General features: G+C 34.3%; 15 protein-coding genes. 5 read left to right on the top strand and 10 right to left on the bottom strand.

The annotated features are described in order from the left end of the window. Positions 1 to 38: 38 nt before the first annotated feature. The 6 genes from ABD816_RS02895 to ABD816_RS02870 all read right to left on the bottom strand — a co-directional run bounded on the left by ABD816_RS02895 (position 39) and on the right by ABD816_RS02870 (position 8,194). Positions 39 to 368, bottom strand: a complete 330-nt coding sequence (locus ABD816_RS02895; RefSeq protein WP_344924583.1) for a HesB/IscA family protein — start codon at positions 366 to 368, stop codon at positions 39 to 41. Positions 369 to 589: 221 nt separating this feature from the next. Then, positions 590 to 1,636 carry a cytochrome-c peroxidase gene (locus tag ABD816_RS02890; protein WP_344924582.1) on the bottom strand — a complete coding sequence of 349 codons (1,047 nt, stop codon included), beginning with the start codon at positions 1,634 to 1,636 and terminating at the stop codon, positions 590 to 592. Positions 1,637 to 1,643: 7 nt separating this feature from the next. After that, positions 1,644 to 2,414: an MbnP family protein gene (locus tag ABD816_RS02885; protein WP_344924580.1), complete on the bottom strand. Its 771-nt coding sequence runs from the start codon at positions 2,412 to 2,414 to the stop codon at positions 1,644 to 1,646. Between the two features lie 4 nt (positions 2,415 to 2,418). Continuing rightward, complete coding sequence (locus ABD816_RS02880) at positions 2,419 to 3,774, bottom strand: hypothetical protein (RefSeq protein WP_344924578.1); 1,356 nt, start codon at positions 3,772 to 3,774, stop codon at positions 2,419 to 2,421. A 140-nt stretch (positions 3,775 to 3,914) separates the two neighbouring features. Then, on the bottom strand, positions 3,915 to 6,620 hold the full coding sequence (locus ABD816_RS02875) for a choice-of-anchor B family protein (RefSeq protein ID WP_344924576.1): 2,706 nt from the start codon (positions 6,618 to 6,620) through the stop codon (positions 3,915 to 3,917). A gap of 326 nt (positions 6,621 to 6,946) precedes the next feature. Beyond that, positions 6,947 to 8,194, bottom strand: a complete 1,248-nt coding sequence (locus ABD816_RS02870; protein WP_344924575.1) for a choice-of-anchor B family protein — start codon at positions 8,192 to 8,194, stop codon at positions 6,947 to 6,949. A 113-nt stretch (positions 8,195 to 8,307) separates the two neighbouring features. On the opposite strand from ABD816_RS02870, the gene thiL reads away from it, so the two are divergent. Then, entirely contained in the window at positions 8,308 to 9,354 is a 1,047-nt protein-coding gene (gene thiL / locus ABD816_RS02865; protein WP_344925220.1) for a thiamine-phosphate kinase, read from the top strand. Between the two features lie 3 nt (positions 9,355 to 9,357). On the opposite strand, the gene ABD816_RS02860 is transcribed toward thiL, so the two are convergent. Together ABD816_RS02860 and ABD816_RS02855 are read right to left on the bottom strand one after the other, a co-directional pair. Further along, entirely contained in the window at positions 9,358 to 9,627 is a 270-nt protein-coding gene (locus tag ABD816_RS02860) for a hypothetical protein (protein WP_344924574.1), read from the bottom strand. Positions 9,628 to 9,960: 333 nt separating this feature from the next. Continuing rightward, positions 9,961 to 10,734, bottom strand: a complete 774-nt coding sequence (locus ABD816_RS02855) for an alpha/beta fold hydrolase (RefSeq protein ID WP_344924571.1) — start codon at positions 10,732 to 10,734, stop codon at positions 9,961 to 9,963. Between the two features lie 37 nt (positions 10,735 to 10,771). Here ABD816_RS02855 and brnQ point away from each other — a divergent pair, with 37 nt between their 5' ends. The 3 genes from brnQ (at position 10,772) to ABD816_RS02840 (ending at position 14,598) form a co-directional block, all read left to right on the top strand. Continuing rightward, the gene (brnQ, locus tag ABD816_RS02850; protein ID WP_344924570.1) at positions 10,772 to 12,064 is read left to right on the top strand and encodes a branched-chain amino acid transport system II carrier protein; all 1,293 of its coding nucleotides are present in this window, start codon (positions 10,772 to 10,774) and stop codon (positions 12,062 to 12,064) included. Between the two features lie 74 nt (positions 12,065 to 12,138). Then, a complete protein-coding gene (locus tag ABD816_RS02845; RefSeq protein WP_344924567.1) occupies positions 12,139 to 13,068 on the top strand; it encodes a T9SS type A sorting domain-containing protein in 930 nt (309 codons plus the stop codon). A gap of 189 nt (positions 13,069 to 13,257) precedes the next feature. Continuing rightward, a complete protein-coding gene (locus ABD816_RS02840; RefSeq protein ID WP_344924565.1) occupies positions 13,258 to 14,598 on the top strand; it encodes a cytochrome-c peroxidase in 1,341 nt (446 codons plus the stop codon). Here ABD816_RS02840 and ABD816_RS02835 read toward each other — a convergent pair. Next, positions 14,595 to 14,978, bottom strand: a complete 384-nt coding sequence (locus ABD816_RS02835) for a VOC family protein (protein ID WP_344924563.1) — start codon at positions 14,976 to 14,978, stop codon at positions 14,595 to 14,597. The two genes, ABD816_RS02840 and ABD816_RS02835, sit on opposite strands and share 4 nt — an antisense overlap. 190 nt (positions 14,979 to 15,168) lie before the next feature. Further along, a complete protein-coding gene (locus ABD816_RS02830) occupies positions 15,169 to 16,461 on the bottom strand; it encodes an aminopeptidase P N-terminal domain-containing protein (RefSeq protein ID WP_344924562.1) in 1,293 nt (430 codons plus the stop codon). Positions 16,462 to 16,662: 201 nt separating this feature from the next. Here ABD816_RS02830 and ABD816_RS02825 point away from each other — a divergent pair, with 201 nt between their 5' ends. After that, a complete protein-coding gene (locus ABD816_RS02825) occupies positions 16,663 to 19,515 on the top strand; it encodes a beta propeller repeat protein (RefSeq protein ID WP_344924560.1) in 2,853 nt (950 codons plus the stop codon). Positions 19,516 to 19,574 lie beyond the last annotated feature (59 nt).

Genomic DNA, 19,574 nt, shown 5'->3' with positions numbered 1-19,574 from the left:
GAGTCTTACTTATTATAATAAGACCTGTTTTTTAATTGTTAAAGGGAAAAACTTTCTCCACAACCACAGGTTCTGTTTGCGTTGGGATTATTAAATACAAAACCAGTTCCATTGAGTCCTCCAGAATATTCTAGGGTGGTGCCAATAAGATATAAAAAACTCTTTTTATCCACAATGATTTTTACACCATTATCTTCAAAAACCTTATCGTCTTCTTCCTGATTTTTATCAAATTTAAGGTCATATGATAAACCAGAACATCCACCGCTTTTTACACCTACACGAATGTAGTCTGTAGCAGCATTATATCCATCATCGTTCATCATCTCTACAACCTTCTTTTTAGCTATATCGGATACTTTAATCATACTTTATAAAATAGATAAATTCTAAATTGATTGCAAATATACTACATAAGTAGGTTTTATACGCAAAACCTAACATTTATCTAACATATATACTAATAGACAAAAGCTATACTAAGGCAGATTATAATTTATTTACTCTTAATACTGACTCAAAAATTGGTTTTTAACGATATAGGTACTAAAACTTGAAAATACGATAGTATTTACCCTTCTGGATATTTTTAGAATTCAGAAAAACGACTATCATTAAGAAAGGTATCATCTGTAAGTGTTTTTAAAAATGCTATGATTTGCTGTTTTTCGATTTCGGATAAGGATATTCCAATAGTTGAAGTGGCGTTCTTAAAAATGGGATCTAAGGTTTCTGAATCTACTATTCCTGTATTGTAATGATTTAGTACATCTTCTAATGTTTTTAATCTACCGTCGTGCATGTACGGAAAAGTAAGTTCTATGTTTCGTAAGGAAGGAACTTTGAATTTATATAGATCAGATGCAAGTCCTGTTACTCGGTTTCTACCTACATCGTTGTATTGAGGATCGATGGATAAACCGTTGTTACGGTAAGACTGATCTGTAAACAATGTTCCGCTATGACAAGAAGCACATTTTGCTGTAAATAATTCTAATCCTGCAGCTTCATCATCTGTAAAAACCGTACCTTCATTTCTTTCAATTTTATCATATTTGGAGTTAGCTGAAATCATCATGATGGTAAATTGAGATAATGCTTTAAGGATATTATCAGTACTGATTTGTTGATTATCAAAAGCTGCTGCAAATAATTCCACATATTCAGGTGTCTCTTCTAATTTTGTAATGACACTGGCAAAAGTCTCATTCATTTCTACGGCGGCAGTAATAGGTATGATAGGTTGTAGATCTAAATGACTAGCCGCTCCATCCCAGGTAAACTCGTTCATAAAGGCAAGATTGTGCAGTGGTTGTGCATTTCTGGTGCCTAATGCACCATCTACACCATGACTAACAATATGCGTATGGTGTGTAAATGCAAAATCCTGTAAATGGCAAAATCCACAGGAAATTACTCCATCAGAGGAAAGCTTACCATCATAAAATAGTTTTTTGCCTAATTCAAACCCTTTTTTTGTGGGAGGATTAAGGCTAATATTATAACTAGGTTCGGGAAAATTAGCAGGAACTGTAAATTCTAATAGTGGATTTTCTGGGATACTTACATACTCTTTATTTTCAGAACTACAGGCAGTAATGAAAATAAAGAGGTATATGTATAATAGTATTCTCAATATATTTTTAGTTTGATACATTACTAATAGTAAACATTGTCTGCACGTTTTCAGCTATTTTTGGAGCATTCACAGGATCTACCTGAATATCACTTTTTACAGTAAGAGAATGTGTATTAGCACTGTCAAAAATTTTAGCAACGTCAGCATTGATCATGATTTCTGATGAGGAGGTTTCTTTTATTTGCAATGCATCAGATAGGTTGAGTGTAAGCTCTTTATAGTTGTCCAATGTAGCACCGTGACTTCCTACGTGAATAATAAAATCTGCAGGGCTTCCTCCTTCTGGGGTATAGGTTCCTTCGAATTTGAGAAACTTATATCCCGCTGACCAAGACCAAAGCATTCCATTTTCATCTGCAGTGGGAATAAAATCATTTACATCATTTAATGGATAATTAGATTGATCCACCCCGATACCATATTGGATTTTAGTATAGGTACCAGATGGAACATCGGTCAATGTTATTTTTTTGCTTGTTTCTATTTCTTCATTCACTACAAAGTAACTTTCAGCTACCGGATATACAAATTCAGATCCGTCGTCACTGATCAATACGATGTTACTAACAATATATTTTAATTCTGAAATCGTATAACTCTCAGCACTTCCATTAATATAAGAGGTATTATTTAATTCAATAGGAGCATTATCAATAGTATTGGTAAAATTAAGCTCAACGGTTCCAAATGTAGCTTCTGTATTTTTATCATCATCTCCACAAGATATGATTGAGAAAAAGCCAATTATAAGTGTAAATAATGTGAATTTTTTCATGTTTTTATTTGTATTTTATAATTAATATATCTTTTGATCCTCTATTAGTAAGAATATCAGCGTCATTACTTTCTGAGCTTCCTACAACCACTATTTTTTGATCCATAGTTTCTATACAACTAAAGCCAAAATCATCTTTGCTACCTCCAGCAGTAGTATTCCATATCATGTCACCATTTGTGTTGATCATAATATTCCAAAGATCTGCCTGGCCTTTATTATCCGTGATATCCATATCAGTACTTCTGGTATTTCCTGTAATGATAAAATTACCATTATTCATTTTATGGATACCTCTACCGGTATCGAATTCTGTACCACCTATGGATTTTTGCCATAGTAAATTACCATTTCCATCAATTTGTATCATCCATAAATCTGCATTTCCTTTAGGACTAGTGATATCACCATCAGTACTTCTGGCATCTCCTACAATAATGTATTTTCCGTCGCCCGTTGCTCCAATAGTGTAGCCAACATCAATTTCAGAACCTCCAAATGATTTTTGCCATACAAGAGTGCCCTGTGTATTGATTTTTAGAACCCAGAAATCATAACTTCCTTTGCTATTGGTAATATCAAAATCGACACTCTCAGAAGAACCTATTAATATAAAACCTTGATCTTCTGTTTGAACAACATCATAGCTTCGATCGTTATTAGTACCTCCAAAATATCGTCTCCACTCCTGATTTCCATCGGCGTCTAATTTAATACCCCAAAATTCACCAACCCCATGTTTTGTGCCAAAACTCTTGTCATCATTACCACCACCATCACTAGCGGTTACATCTAGAAAACCGGTTATAAAATAACCACCATCTGTTGTTTGTATAATTGAAAATGCCTGATCAATACCACCAAAACCAAAACTTTTTTCCCAAATGATTTCTCCATTGGTATTTACCTTAATCACCCAGTAATCCTGAAGTCCTGCGTTTAAACTTGCATCTTCATCATTACTTCTACTATATCCCACCATTACAAAACCGCCATCTGTTGCTTGAATCAATTTTGTGGCACGATCATCATTGGTTCCGCCATAGGTTTTACTCCATTGTAAGGTGCCATCAGGATTTAATTTAAGTAACCAATAATCACTATCCGTTGCAGTTTTGTCTGTAATATCACCATCTAAACTAAAGGTATATCCTGCTATAGCATATCCTCCATCCAAAGTTTCTACGATGGATAATGCACTATCTTCATTACTTCCTCCATACGTAGTAATCCAGTCAATTTCGCCATTAAACTCATCATCGGGTATAATAGCTTCGCCTTCGTCATCATTACAACTCATCAAAAGGATGAGTGCAATAAAGAGTGCCGAGACATATGATATTACTTTTTTAGTAGTCATTTTCTTTAAATTTGATAAGTTTTTTTAAGATTCACTAATTGATTGTAATTGATTTAAAAGAGTGTTACGAAGAAATGTCTTTAATTTTTATCATTTTCATCAAATAAATACCTCAATTTAATAATTGTTAAATCAATATTTTATTTTTTAACAAATCGTGTGGAAAGAATTTGATCTTTTGAAACAACCTGAAAAAAATAGATTCCAGATGTTAAATCAGAAATATCTATAGTATTGGTAACATCTCCTTTATCTATTAGTTGCCCTATATAATTTTTGATCTCATATCCAGAGAAATCTTTAGTATTTAATGATACTTGTATTGTTGTTTCTGCAGGGTTAGGATATATAGATAATATGAGTTCGTTAGTTTTGACTATAGAGGTGCTTTTAGCACTTCCTGTAGTTAACGTTAATGTGTCAATTGCAATATCTGCTTGCCAGGTACCTCCTGTAATTCTGTTGAACCTAAGCTGTATTGTTTGTCCGGTATAAGCTGACAGGTCAACGGATACAGTGTTCCAGGAATTCCCTTTATTACCTGTTTCATTCCAGATACTTATCCAGGAAGTTCCATCATCTGTACTTACTTCTAAGGCAATGGTACCCATATCTATAGCACCATACATATGATATTCAAAAGAAAAAGTAGCTGTTGACAGTGTACTCAAGTCAAAACAGGGAGAGGTAATAATTGCTTGTTTACTAGGATAGCCTGTATTGTTTCCTGAAGCTTCTACATATAGATAATATGTTCCTTGATTTGCATTAGTGGGTCCAGTATTGTTTGATGGAGTCCCACCAGAATTTATTGACCAATCAAGATCGTCTTCTTCAGATTGTTGCCAGGAACCTAAGGTATTTTCAAATTCTTGAGCATACGGATATGATAGAATCTCAGCAGTACAAGACGTTTCATTTCCTGGGCCACCTCCATCTGTAAGTATATTGACGGTATAGTCTTCTACTTCTCCATATTGAAATGATTCACAAGAGGTGGGAACGCCATTATATTTCATAGCAATACGCATTCTTGTGTTTCCAGCAACAGCTCCGACTGGAATACTAATACTTCCATTAACCGGGCTGGCTTGAGTAGCATTTTGTGTCAATACTTGTTCATTCGCATCAGAGAAATCACCATCTTGATTAAAATCGATCCAAACGGCATATCCTTCACTATAGGTTGTACCTGTCCACGTAGTGGTAATTGCTATTGGATATGTGTTATTTATAATAAAATCAGTGGTAAAAGCAGTAAAATCCCCATAACCACCACTGGAAGCTCCTGAGGTATTATTAATTGTTCCTGTGGTTACATTACTTATAAATTCGTCTGTTGTGATTTGTCCGTTAGCATCACAATAATTTAATTGAATATCTGTGGTAGTAAAGGTGATAGTACTACTATATCCAGATGTGCTGCCATCAGCACAAATACTCCTTACCTGCACTTCATATGTTGTAGTAGCTGTTAACCCGGTGATTGTGTATGTGTTTGTTGTAGCGGTATTAGTTGTCCAGGAAGATGTGCCAGTAGGTCTTGATCTAATCTGATAGGTTGCATTGGTAACAGTATCCCAGTTTATACTTGCTTGATTTCCTCCTATAGTAGCAGTAGTAACTGCAGTTGGAGTAGTAGGGTCACATACAGCGGGACTACTTTTTCGAAGTAGCAAAAAACCTTGTTCTATATCACTAATAACAATGTTTCCGCTTGTAAAATAAGGATAGACATTCCACACACCATTAAAAGAGGCACTATTACTAGAAGCGTAAGTGTCAAAGAAACCTACTTCTGTCATATTTTTATTAGCTATGTCAGAAATATCTATTACTCTCATCCCTGCACGATAGTTAGCCAGATAAAATAAATCACCTTTTACATATCCATTATGATCAATGGCAGCAGTGGGTCCATTGTAGATCATATGTTGTATTGGGTTGTCTAAATCCTGAAAATCAAAAATAATAGTTCTGGTATTGAATCCTACACCTTGCTCATCTGTTTCATCCCCTAAGATGAAATATCGTTGATTTTCTGTGAACCATCCTTGATGCGTATATCCAATATCAGAATATTGAATGGTTGCTATAGTTACTGGATTACTTTTATCCGTTATATCAGCAATTACAACTTCTATTTCATTACTGCCGATTAGGATTTCTCTACCAGTATAATCACTATCAGGCCCGGTATAGGTTACAACTTGTGCATCATGCGTATATGCACGTTGACCACTAGATAAAAGTCCACCGGCATTGACAGGGTTTTTAGGATCCTGAATATTAATAAATAAAGGACCTCCACTATAGGGACCAGAATTTCTTTGTGCTCCTACTACATATGCATAGCCAGAGTCTTCATTAATGACAATATTATGAGCGTTACCAAATTCTGTATAGGTGGTATCTGCATTAAAAGTCGCTGGAGGACTTGGTACATTTCTCAATCTGGTAAGATCAAAAACCTGCATCCCATGGTTTGATGCCTCACTAACAATAAACGCATGATTGTTATAAACTTTTATATCTCTCCACAGGCTATTACCAGTTGCAGTTGGTACTTTACCCAGATATATAGGATTTACAGGGTCTGAAATATCTATAAATGCAGTTCCATTATTTAAACCAATAATAGCATATTCTTTTCCTGTTAAGCTATCAGTCCATCCCCAACTATCGTTACCATCACTAGCACTCATCTGAGAAAGTGATATGGAAGACATTAGGTCATAATCATTGCAAGGGTAAGATCCTGCTAAACCATTGACACAAGGCGAAGTTTGTGCAAAGGAAAAAACTACCGTGCATACGGATAGAAGTGTGTAAATTAAATTTTTCATTGAGTTTGAGTTTTTAAGAGTTTGTGTTTTTTTAGGTTTTAGCTCATAGTATTTTATATTATAAAATGAATAAACAACCTATGATTTAAAACTTGTGGTTAAATAGTTTTAAGTTATTAGGTAGCCTGTTTCTAAAACTAGGGTGTAGTTACTTCAGCAGAAAATTAGTTATCATTTAATTTTTATAAGTAGTCCTTAGACTTTAGAATAAAGTAGAGTGATAATAGAATAAGTGTGAGTTTTTTTTCATTTGTTGAGTTTGTTTGAGTTATGCAATTTAGGAAATCCTTTTGTACTTATTTGTTAGTCAGCAAGAAAAAGATGCATTATTCACTTTTTTTTACCAAAATGAACCCGGCATTGATATCACTAATTACGATATTTCCACTTTCAAAAAAGGGATAGACGTTCCATGCACCATTAAATTCAGCATTATCATCAGAAGGGAATGTGTCAAAAAATCCAATTTCTTTTACGTTTTTATTTGCAATATCAGAGATATCAATAGCTCTTATACCTGCTCTGTAGTTTGCCAGATAAAAAGTATTTCCTTTTACATATCCATTATGATCAATAGCCGGGGTTGTTCCATTGTATTCCATATGAAAAAGAGGATTATCTAAATCTTCTAAATCAAAAATGATAGTCCTGGAATTAAAACCTATAGACTGTTCATCTAACTCATCTCCCAGAAGAAAATACCGCTGGTCTTCTGTAAACCAACCTTGATGTGTATATCCAATATTAGTGTAGCCAATGGTAGCTATGGTAACAGGATTACTTTTATCCGTTATATCAGCAATTACAACTTCAATTTCATTACTGCTGATTAAAATTTCTCTATTGGTATAATCACTGTCCGGACCATTATAACTTACTACTTGTGCATCGTGACTATATGCTTGATTACCATCAGCAAGAAAACCTTCTGCATTTATAGGATTCTTAGGGTCCTGTATATTTATAAATAATGGACCTCCCTGATATGTTTCTGATCTGGAGGTACCAACTACATATGCAAAACCTGTGGTTTCATTAATCACAATATTATGAGCACTACCAAAACCTGTGTACCAGGTATCTGCAGTAAAGCTTTGAGGTGCATCAACAATTGTACGTAATCGGGTTAAATCAAAAACTTGCATTCCATGACCAGAGGCTTCACTGACTATAAAAGCATGGTTTTGATACACTTTAATATCACGCCAGGAGCTGCTAGCAGTCGCAGTAGGTAACTTACCCAGATACACAGGGCTCTCAGGAATCGAAATATCAATAAAACCCGTACCGTTATTAAGACCAATGATAGCATATTCACTACCATCAGAAGGATCTGTCCATCCCCAACTATCATTGCCTGACGTGGCACCCATATCAGTAAGAGATATGGTGGCAAGGAGATCAAAATTATTACAAGGAAATATTCCTCCCGCAATTTCATTAATACATCTATTAGCTGATGATGAATCCTCTGAGTCATCATCTTTACTACATTTAATAACTGTAGCTATCATAATGAATAAAAGTAAAAATGTTCCGGACTTTTGTATATAAAGATGTATTTTATTTTTCATTAATTTTATTTTCTTCTATAAATATAAAATAACTAAATGAAGAAAGTCTCCTTATTTTATTTTTTTGATATGTTTTATAAATCAAAATGAGAACGTTCCCTACCTTTGCATTTATGATTGAAGATAAAAATACTACAAGAACGTCCTTATCTGAGTTAGGAGAATTTGGACTTATAGATCATTTAACTAAGAAATTTAATATTGTTCAGGAATCTACGGTTTTTGGTATAGGTGATGATGCAGCCGTATTGGATTTTAAAGATAAAAAATGCGTATTAACTACAGATCTATTGATAGAAGGTGTTCATTTTGATCTATCTTATGTTCCATTAAAACATTTAGGATATAAAGCAGTAGTGGTAAATCTGTCTGATGTATATGCCATGAATGCTACTGCTACGCAAGTTACAGTATCGATTGCTATTTCTAATAGATTTCCATTGGAAGCATTAGAGGAGCTGTATGCTGGAATACAAGCTGCTGCAAAGGTATATAATATAGACGTAGTAGGAGGCGATACTACTTCTTCGACCACAGGGTTAATGATTAGTATTACAGCACTAGGATATGCAGATGAAGAAAATCTAGTATATCGTAACGGTGCGGGAGAATCAGATTTATTAGTTGTTACTGGTGATCTGGGTGCTGCATATCTTGGACTTCAAATTTTAGAAAGAGAGAAACAGGTATTTTTAGCAAATCCTAATTCGCAACCCGATTTAGATATGTATTCTTATTTAATTGAACGTCAGTTAAAGCCAGAAGCCAGAAAAGATATTCAGGGTCTTCTCAAAGCTTTAGAAGTAACACCTACCAGTATGATTGATATTAGTGATGGTTTATCTTCTGAAGTGATTCATCTTTGTAAAAAATCTAATGTTGGTGTGAATTTATATGAGGATAAAATTCCGTTAGATCCTTCTGTAATTGCTGTTTGTGAAGAATTTAAACTAAATAGTACAACAGTGGCACTAAATGGTGGAGAAGATTATGAGTTGCTGTTTACTATAAAACAGGATGATTTTCCTAAGATTAAAGCAAATCCAAATCTAAGTATTGTTGGTCATATGACTAACGAGAGTAGTGGTATGGGACTAGTAACAAGAGCTAATGAGAAGATTGAATTACAGGCTCAGGGATGGAATCCGATACAAGAATAATTATTAAGATGCTGCCTGAAAAGGAACCTTGTTTGTATTTCTAGCTGCTTTTTTGGCGTGTACTGAAGCTAGCGCATCATTAATTTCTTTAAGTTTAGGAGTCATTACCTCCAGACGTCCTCTACTGTTTGTAGTTGCCTGCTCACGGCAGTGTGAACATGTGTACTCTTTGATATGATGGGTAACTTGTTTAGACATTATATAGTTATGTCCAAAGATAGAACAGTAGATTTTAGCAATCGAAAAGCTCGAATTAGGGGTAGAATGCTTCATAATGTAGGGGGTTAAAAGTTCATTATCAGTACAATAATACTGTTTTTTTAGTTATTAACAATATTTTGTAAGAAAAAATTTTAAAAAAACCTCTTTTTTTTCTTTTTTAACCCATTTTTTTACGCTTCAGCTTAAAAAAAAGCACTTTATCGGTATAATCTGTCGATAAAATATTTGTTAATAAATTTATTTATAAGCTTCATATTAGGGAATTTTGATATGAATAATATAAGAAAATTATATGGGTCGTAGTAAAGTACATTGACATATTTTTTCTGCATTAATTAAAATCATTTTAAGAATTTATTTGATTTGTATGCTATAAGTAGTTATTTATTTTAAAAAATCTTGCAGTGATCTCAAAAATTGATCCTTATTCTCAAGATAGGTCATATGACCTCCTCCAAAAGAAACTAAATTGATATTATATTTTTTAGCTTCCAGTATACGCTGCTGATAGAGTAAAACTGGATCTTCTTTTCCTGCAAAAATTGCTTTGGAACCGTTAAAGTTTTTAAATACCTCTGAGCGATCCTTTCTTATTTTCATTCCTTCTAACGCAGCGATGATTCCTTGCAGTGTAGTTTTTGAAGCTCTAATTTTTATAGCATCGATTTCTTTACTAAAAGCTGCACGGTTTTTTGCCGCAAAAAGATTAGCAATTGCCATACTGGTGTATGCATCCGGATTTTTCTTTACAATTTGTATCGCACGATCTCTATTTTTTTTTCTTTCGTCACTGTCTGGTAAGGAAGTACTATTAAGCAATAAAAGTCCTGAAACCATTTCTGGAAATAAATCCAGGTATGCCAACCCGACATATCCCCCCATAGAATGTCCAATAATGGTAATTTTTTGATCTGTTAATATATCTAATACAGCTTTTACAGCATTGGCCATGTCTTCCATGTTATGGATATATCCTTTACAATCTGTTTTTCCATGCCCTAATAAATCAATCGTAATACATTGATAAGTTGGTAAAAAATGAGGAGTAATCATATCCCACATAGTAGAATTTTCTAAAAAACCGTGTAAGAAAACTAATGGAGTGCCATTTCCTTCGGTGTCATAATTAATTTTAATTCCTTTATATCCTAATGTCATTTCTAAATTTCTATTTTAGCGAGATAAACCTAACTAAATGCGATTTAATAAAGAAACATTTATTACAGGATTTGCTTTGTTTTCTCTGTTTTTTGGAGCGGGAAACCTAATTCTTCCACCCCATTTAGGATTAGAGGCTGGTAATACTTGGCCTTGGGTAACTGTAGGTTTTGTAATTTCTGCGGTTGTTTTACCATTGCTTGGGATTTTTGCACATGCAAGGTTACAAGGAACTATGTTAGATTTTGGTAAAAAAGTTTCCTTTGGTTTTAGTCTTATCTATTGCTCCATCGTATATATTATTTCTATTGCTTTACCTTCTCCTAGAACAGCCTCTGTAACATATGAAATGGCAATAGCTCCTTTTTATGAGGTACATACTTTAATAACAAGCAGTGTTTATTTTATACTGGTATTGATCTTTGCACTTAACAGGTCTAAAATTCTTTCTGTTTTAGGAAAGTTTTTAACGCCCATCATTTTTCTAGTAATTCTAAGTATTATTCTTATAGGAATTTTTTCCATACATCCACCAATGAATGAATCACTATATAAAACACCGGTTATAAATGGACTGTTAGAGGGATATCAAACATTTGACGCTATTGGATCAGTGGTTGTAGGGGGTGTGGTGATTATTTCATTACAGCTTAAAGGAAAAAAGAGTTTTGAAGAAACCAGAAATCTGATTCGCAAGGCTGGGATCATCGCTGGGACAGGTCTTTTTATTGTATATGCAGGATTGATAATGAATGGAGCATTGTTTAATGCCGATTTTGAGCAAGGTATAACCAGAACTAACCTGTTATCAGGGTTAAGCATCAAAACATTAGGAAGTATAGGGACTATTTTTTTAAGTGTTTTAGTATCATTAGCTTGTTTTACTACAGCGGTAGGTATTGTAACAGGAACTGCCGATTTTGTTAAAGGAGTATGCCATCAATCATCAAAAGCTTATACTATAACTGCTATTATTGGATGTATACTAGGAATTGGTATGGGACAACTAGATGTAAACGATATTATAGTGGTGGCAGTACCCGCATTAATGTTTATTTACCCAATAACGATTGTGCTGATTTTTTTAAACGTACTTCCAGAAAAATATACATCTTCTTTTGTTTTTAGAGCTGTAGTAATAATGACTATTGTTTTTAGTTTACCAGATTTTTTAGCATCTATAGGGATGAAAGAATTCGTGACCCCTATCTTAAATGCATTGCCATTAGGAACACATAGTTTAGCTTGGCTACTACCAGCATTTTTAACACTATGGTTACTGAATATTTTTATTTGGTTAAAAAAGAAAGCTACTATTTTTAACATCTAAATAATTGATTTCCAAATAAGGAAAGTTATTTTTTTGCGTTATTGTTTTTTACACACTAACTACGATAACTTAATATGACGACAAAAACACTACTAAAATTGCTATGTACCTTTATCCCTGCTGTTGTAATTTACGGACAAACTGATTGTTCAACAGAATACAATGAGGTAGATGGTTTGGTTATTATGGAAGCAGAAGATACTAAATCTGATTACGATTTATGGGTTTTGAAAACTGATGTGGAGGATTACAAAGGTTCGGGTCATTTAGAATTTACAGGCAATACTACAAGTAATGGTAGTCCTAAATCCCCATTAGCTTATACATTTAAAATTAATCAAGGAGGACTATATCGATTAATTATAAGATCAAGAAAGAGAATTTCTGAGGGAGATACCTCTGATAAAAGTAATGATTCTTATGTTCGGGTAGACGGGGATTATGGTGAGAGTCCTGATGCAGGTGACAATCATCAAGATGATGCCAGATTAGAAGATTTACAGAAAGACACTAAGTTATTTGGTGGTAATACTGACTCATGGGGTACTTCATTTAATCTTGATCTTGGCGGTGAGACTAATAAAAGGATTCCGATCTATGATTTTAAAGCTGGAGAAACTTATACCTTTGTGATGTCAGGCCGATCAAAACAATATAATGTGGATCGTATCGTGTTTTTTAAAATTGATCAGTATGGAACTAATAATCGTGAAGCTATTTATCAATTAGATGATACAGATTGTGCAGGTACTTTAGGGATTTATGAGCTTCAGTATGATGAGTCAGGTAGTTATTTGCAGGTACTTGCTAATCCTGTAAAAGAAAATCAGTTGCATATAAAACAACATCAACAATCGACTATTAAAATTATTTCTCTTGCTGGAATGGTTGTGAAAGAAGTCAAGGCTATTCAGGAAAACTTGACAATAGATATTACAACACTTTCACCCGGAATATATCTTGTAACATCTGATCTGGGAGTTGATCGTTTTATCAAACTTTAACAAATTGAGTTTTTGGATCATAAGTAAACACAAATTAAATACAGAATTTTTAGTTTATAGTGAGCTGAATTAAAATGGTTTTAAAATTCAGTAAACTCATTTTACATATTACTTTTTTTAGTAAGTTTGTATTTTTAACACTTCATTAAGAGTTGTTAACAATAAAGCTTTATTTTTAAAAAAGTATGTATGAGAAAAAAAATTACTCTGGGAACAGTTTTTTTACTATTAATATCTTGTGCAAATGATGAGTATATTCCAATAGAATCAGATTTAGATAGTGAGTTATTAGATGTATTAGATGAGGTTTCTGATGGAAAAGGTACTTCTTTTTTTGTATTGCCTGAGAGCGATGATTTTATAAATATCCCACAAGATCCTTTAAATCCTATCACAAAAGAAAAAGTAGCATTAGGAAAGTTACTTCTACACGAAACAGCGACAGGAGGAAACCCTAAAATAGAGGAGATGAAAGGCACCTATTCTTGTGCATCTTGTCATCATCCTAAAGCAGGATTTAGTTCAGGATTAAGACAAGGAATTGGAGAGTGTGGAGTAGGTTTTGGAAGTGAAGGAGAAGGTAGATTTGTGAATACAGCAGTACCCAGAGATTCTGTAGATGTACAACCAATACGCGTACCTACATTACTTAATGTGGCGTATCAGGATGTGATGCTTTGGAATGGTCAGCTGGGTGGCACTGGAACAAACGCTGGTACAGAGGCAAGTTGGACAGAGATTCAAGAAAATTTTTTAGGATTTCAAGGATTAGAAGTACAAGGTATTGTGGGACAAAAAGCACATCGATTACTTATTGATAGAGATTTTGTACTTACAAACGGATATAAAAACCTTTTTGATGCTGCATTTCCAGAAATCGAAGAAAATGACAGGTATACTAAACAGAACGGAGCGCTGGCAATAGCTGCATATGAAAGAACATTACTAGCTAATAAATCTCCGTGGCAATCATGGTTAAAAGGAGAAACTCAAGCATTGAGCACGGCTGAAAAAGAAGGTGCAATTACTTTTTTTAGTAATGGTAAATGTTATGAGTGCCATACAGGACCAGCGTTAAAAGACAAAAAATTCCACGCTTTTGGTATGGGCGATTTTGACAATTCAGATAAAGCGATGATTCTATCGGATGTTGATTTTGATGCAGTTAAAAAAGGTAGGGGTGGTTTTACATCAAATCAGGCAGATGATTACAAGTTCAAAACACCTACCCTTTATAATTTGATCGATAATAGTTTTTATGGTCATGGTGCTACTTTTACTTCTATCAAAGATGTGATAGTTTATAAGAATGAGGGTACTCCGCAGAACACAGAAGTTCCTTTAGAGAATTTGGCAGAACAATTTGGAACGATTGATTTAACAGATGAAGAAATAGAAAACTTAACTTCATTTATCGCTTACAGTCTAAGAGATCCAGCATTATCGAGGTATGTACCAGAAACTATTAGTTCTGGCAACTGTTTTCCTAATAACGATCCCACATCTCAGAGTGATTTAGGCTGTAACTAATTAAGTGTAGTGATCCACCAGGTGTTTCCAAAAGGATCCTTAAAACCTGCTCCACGAGCTCCATAATCTTCCTCTATAGGTTTCATAAGGGGTTTAGAGCCGGCATCTATAGCATTAAAATAGGTTTGATCAGTATCTTTGACATACACGTACATAGAGCTAGGTTGTGCCGGATATGTTCTGGATGCTTCTGTAACCATAATGGTGCTATCACCAATCACAATTTCTGAATGCTGAATTTTTTTATGAGCATCCAGGCTACGGATCATTTCCTGACCGTGAAATATTTTTTTAACAAACTCAATAAATTCTTCTGCATCTTTTACGATAAGATAGGGCATCGCTTGTTGATGTCCTGCCGTAATTTTCATTCGTCGCATGATCCTACTTTAATTTAATAGTCAACGCAGGAATACTATGAATTATTTTTTATGCAATTAAAAAACTTTGCTAATTTATGGATGAAGTTTTTGTTTTAAAAAGTTATGAAGTAGTGTAACCCATTGATGATTACGTAAGTTCTGACTTTTCCTATTGGTTTTGAGAATTTTTAACGATAGACCTAAGTTATCATTGATTCATTAATTCTTCAATTTCCTCGGCTTCTATAGGGATCGTGCCCATTAAATTAAAAGGTGCTCCCTTTTCCTGAATTACAACATCATCCTCAATTCTGATTCCAAATCCCTCATCAGGGATATAAATTCCAGGTTCTACAGTAAAAACCATATTCGCTTGCATAGGTTCAGTTAAGATTCCATAATCGTGCGTATCTAATCCTATATGGTGAGAGGTTCCATGCATAAAATATTTTTTATAAGCAGGCCAATCCGGGCTTTCATTTTGTATATCTGCTTTATCCAGTAACCCAAGTGCTAATAACTCAGAAGTCATCAGTTTACCAACTTCTTTATGATACTCACCCCAGATAGTTCCTGGAATCAGCATTTTTGTGGCTTCATTCTTTATTTGTAATACAGCATCATAGACAGCACGTTGACGTTTAGAATAGCTCCCGGATACAGGTACTGTTCTGGTTAGATCACTAGAATAATTTGCGTATTCTGCGGCAACATCCATCAGTATAAGTTCTCCTTCTTTGCATTGTTGATTGTTTTCTATATAGTGCAAAACGTTAGCATTAGTACCGCTGGCAATGATAGGTGTATAGGCAAAACCTTTAGACCTGTTATTAATAAATTCATGAAGTAGTTCTGCTTCGATATTATATTCCCATACTCCGGGTCTGATAAACCCAAGTAGTCTTCTAAATCCTTTTTCTGTAATGTTACAAGCTTTTTGCATCAATTCGATTTCTATAGGATCTTTTACTGACCGTAATCGCTGTAATATAGGATTACTTTTTGCCACTGAATGTGCAGGGTATGTTGTTTTTAGCCATTTTGTGAAACGATCTTCACGAGTTTCTGTAACTACACTCGATCTGTAATGCTCATTAGTATTAATGTATACAATATCACATTGCGTCATGAGCTCAAAGAAGATCTTTTCCAGATCTTGTAACCAGTAGACCGTTTTAATTCCAGAAGTTGTAAACGCGCTATCTTTTGTTAGTTTCTCACCTTCCCAAACAGCAATTAATTCACTGGTCTCTTTTAAAAATAAAATCTCTCTATGCTTTTCATTGGGTGCATCCGGAAATAATACCAACACACTTTCTTCCTGATCTACACCACTTAAATAGAAAATGTCCCTATGTTGTTCAAATGGCATGGTACTATCTGCACTTATCGGGTAGATATCATTGCTATTAAAAACGGCAATGCTACTTGGTTTCATGTTAGCGATAAAATTTTTACGGTTTTTTATAAAAAGATTATTATCTATTTGGTGGTATTTCATATCCTGTTTGTTAGATCTGTATAGACTACCAAAAATACTAAAGCAGAAGAGATGTTTTGTTAAACAATGTCTAAAAGTTTTGACACGATATAGGCATTATCTATTTTCATTTAAATTAACGATATATACGATTATTAAAATATCTATCGTATCGTGCCATATCCTAAGGTGTACTAAATGAACAAAATTAAAACGCTTATAATGCATACACATATCGCATCAATAGTCTTCATTTTTCTATCCATGCCAATTTTTTCTCAGCAAGTAGCTACTCCTGCTGATGAGGTACAGAAAGCACTATTACAAAAAAAACAAATGGAAATTTCTTCTCTGGTGCGTACTATTCCTTTTGAGAATATAGGACCTTCTGTAATGAGTGGTCGTGTGGTGGATGTAGAAGTAAATCCAGAAAATACAACAGAGTTTTATGTGGCTTATGCATCCGGAGGAGTTTGGCACACTGTAAATAATGGAACAACTTTTGAGCCCATTCTGGATACTGCTGAGACCATTAATACTGGAGATATTGCTGTAGATTGGCAGCATGGAACTATCTGGGTAGGTACAGGAGAAAATAATGCTTCGCGATCCTCGTATGCTGGTGTAGGCATCCTTAAATCTACAGATTTTGGTAAAAATTGGGAAAATGCAGGTCTTATTGACGGGCATCATGTAGGTCGTATTTTAATTAATCCTGAGCGCCCTGATGAAGTGGTTATTGGAGTAACCGGACATTTATATTCTTCTAATGAGGAAAGAGGAGTATATAAAACAGTCGATGGTGGAAAAACCTGGAAGAAAACCTTATTTATTGATGCGCAAACAGGAATAATCGATGTAGTATCTGTTCCCGGAAATTTTAATATTCAGTATGCATCAGCTTGGGATAAAGATCGAAAAGCCTGGAATTTTAAAGGTAATGGATCAGGATCAGGAATCTATAAAAGTACTGATGGTGGCAATACCTGGAAGAAAATTTCAACAGAGACAAGTGGCTTTCCTATTGGAACAGGTGTTGGAAGGATTGGATTAGCAGCTTATAACGAAGATACTATATATGCTATATTGGATAATCAGTTTAGAAGAGATGCTGATAAAATGGATAAACCGCAAGGCCAATTGACAAAAGAAGATTTTAAAACCATGTCTGTAGAAACATTTATTGAATTAGATGATAAAAAGCTTAATCAATATTTAAAAACGAATGGATTTCAGGAGAAGTATCGGGCTGAAAATGTAAAACAAATGGTTCATAGTGGTGCTGTAAAACCAATTGATCTTGCAAAATATCTTGAAAATGCCAACTCTCAACTTTTTGACACTCCGGTAATAGGTGCTGAGGTGTATAGGAGCGATAACGGAGGCGTGACTTGGGAAAAGACACACAAGGAATATCTAAATGATATTTTTTATAGTTACGGATATTATTTTGGACAAATACAGGTAAGTCCAGAGAATAAAGATCATATTTATATTTCTGGTGTACCTATTTTAAAGTCTAAGGATGGCGGGAAATCATTTGTAAGTATAAGTTCAGAAAATGTACATGCAGATCATCATGCGTTGTGGATCAATCCGCAGAACCCTCATCATTTAATTAACGGTAATGATGGCGGTGTTAATATAAGTTATGATGATGGCAGCAATTGGCTAAAAGCTAATCAACCTAATGTGGGTCAATTTTATGCTATTAATGTAGATCATGAGGAACCGTATAATGTATATGGCGGTTTACAGGACAATGGAGTCTGGGTAGGATCCATAGATGCCAAAGAAGATTCAAAATGGCATCAGACCGGACACTATCCCTGGCAACAGATTATGGGAGGTGATGGTATGCAGGTTGAGATTGACAATCGTAACGTTAATATTGTATATACAGGATTTCAATTTGGTAATTATTTTAGATTGAATCGTGAGACAGAAGAGCAGACCTATATCCAACCCAAACATGAATTAGGAGAATTACCCTATCGTTTCAATTGGCAGACCCCTATTCTATTATCATCACATAATCAGGATATCATATATATGGGAGGTAATAAACTAATGAGATCTATGAATCAAGGAGATGACTGGACCTCTATTTCTAAAGATCTTACTGGTGGTGGTAAAAAAGGAAATGTAGCATATGGCACATTGACCTCCATTTCAGAATCTGTTTTTCAATTTGGGTTGATCTATACAGGAAGCGATGATGGATTAGTTTATGTCACCTTAAATTCTGGAGTAGACTGGAGATTAATTTCAGGTAGTTTTCCTAAAGATTTATGGGTTTCGAGAGTAATAGCATCCACACATAAGAAGGAGCGGGTGTATGTAACACTTAATGGATATCGATGGGATGATTTTACACCTTATGTATATAGCAGTGATGATTATGGTCAAACCTGGAAAAATATTGGACAAAATTTACCAGTATCAGCTGTGAATGTAATTAAGGAAGATCCTAATAATGAAAATGTATTATATATAGGAACTGATAATGGTGCATATGTATCGCTGGACAGAGGAGAAAACTGGCAAGTTTTTTCTAAAGGATTGCCTAATGTAGCAGTTCATGATTTAGTTATACAACAAGAAACAAATGATCTATTGCTGGGTACACATGGTAGAAGTATTTATAAAACAAATATCGAGCCGTTACAACAATTTACTGAAGAAGTAAGCGCTTCTACTTTATATATTTTCCCTGTGGATTCTATAGAATATTCTCCAAAATGGGGAGATAGCTGGAGTTCCTGGATTCCCTCTACAGAGCCTTCTACTATGATTGCTTACTATACTAGCATAGTTACTACTAGTACGATTACAGTCGCTACAGAGGATGGAAAAGTAGTACAGGAATTATCTAAGCAGACGAATAAAGGATTTAATTATGTATCCTATGATCTTACAGTTTCTGAAAAAGGAAGAAAAATCTTAATGAAAGAATATCCGGATGAGGAGATTTCTAAGAAGAAAAACGGAAAGTATTACCTGCCTGTTGGGAACTATAAAGTTACAATAGTTCAAGGAAAAAAAAGCGTGCAAACTGATTTAGAAATCAATTAGGAAATCCATACTAATTAAATGGATACCTTGTTTAGGTTTTGAACCAAAAGGCATAATGA

It is taken from the genome of Aquimarina addita, from assembly GCF_039539305.1.
GTDB lineage: Bacteria > Bacteroidota > Bacteroidia > Flavobacteriales > Flavobacteriaceae > Aquimarina > Aquimarina addita.
Note: the sequence above shows the minus strand (reverse complement) of the source record. Positions and strands in the feature narration are given on the sequence as shown.

Bases quoted from the DNA above. Each gene is read 5' to 3' on its own strand.
- ABD816_RS02830 (WP_344924562.1), bottom strand. From the start codon at position 16,461: ATGAAATACCACCAAATAGATAATAATCTTTTTATAAAAAACCGTAAA.
- ABD816_RS02845 (WP_344924567.1), top strand. From the start codon at position 12,139: ATGACGACAAAAACACTACTAAAATTGCTATGTACCTTTATCCCTGCT.
- ABD816_RS02895 (WP_344924583.1), bottom strand. From the start codon at position 368: ATGATTAAAGTATCCGATATAGCTAAAAAGAAGGTTGTAGAGATGATG.
- ABD816_RS02870 (WP_344924575.1), bottom strand. From the start codon at position 8,194: ATGAAAAATAAAATACATCTTTATATACAAAAGTCCGGAACATTTTTA.
- ABD816_RS02885 (WP_344924580.1), bottom strand. From the start codon at position 2,414: ATGAAAAAATTCACATTATTTACACTTATAATTGGCTTTTTCTCAATC.
- ABD816_RS02825 (WP_344924560.1), top strand. From the start codon at position 16,663: ATGCATACACATATCGCATCAATAGTCTTCATTTTTCTATCCATGCCA.
- ABD816_RS02835 (WP_344924563.1), bottom strand. From the start codon at position 14,978: ATGCGACGAATGAAAATTACGGCAGGACATCAACAAGCGATGCCCTAT.
- thiL (WP_344925220.1), top strand. From the start codon at position 8,308: ATGATTGAAGATAAAAATACTACAAGAACGTCCTTATCTGAGTTAGGA.
- ABD816_RS02880 (WP_344924578.1), bottom strand. From the start codon at position 3,774: ATGACTACTAAAAAAGTAATATCATATGTCTCGGCACTCTTTATTGCA.
- ABD816_RS02855 (WP_344924571.1), bottom strand. From the start codon at position 10,734: ATGACATTAGGATATAAAGGAATTAAAATTAATTATGACACCGAAGGA.
- ABD816_RS02840 (WP_344924565.1), top strand. From the start codon at position 13,258: ATGAGAAAAAAAATTACTCTGGGAACAGTTTTTTTACTATTAATATCT.
- brnQ (WP_344924570.1), top strand. From the start codon at position 10,772: ATGCGATTTAATAAAGAAACATTTATTACAGGATTTGCTTTGTTTTCT.
- ABD816_RS02875 (WP_344924576.1), bottom strand. From the start codon at position 6,620: ATGAAAAATTTAATTTACACACTTCTATCCGTATGCACGGTAGTTTTT.
- ABD816_RS02860 (WP_344924574.1), bottom strand. From the start codon at position 9,627: ATGAAGCATTCTACCCCTAATTCGAGCTTTTCGATTGCTAAAATCTAC.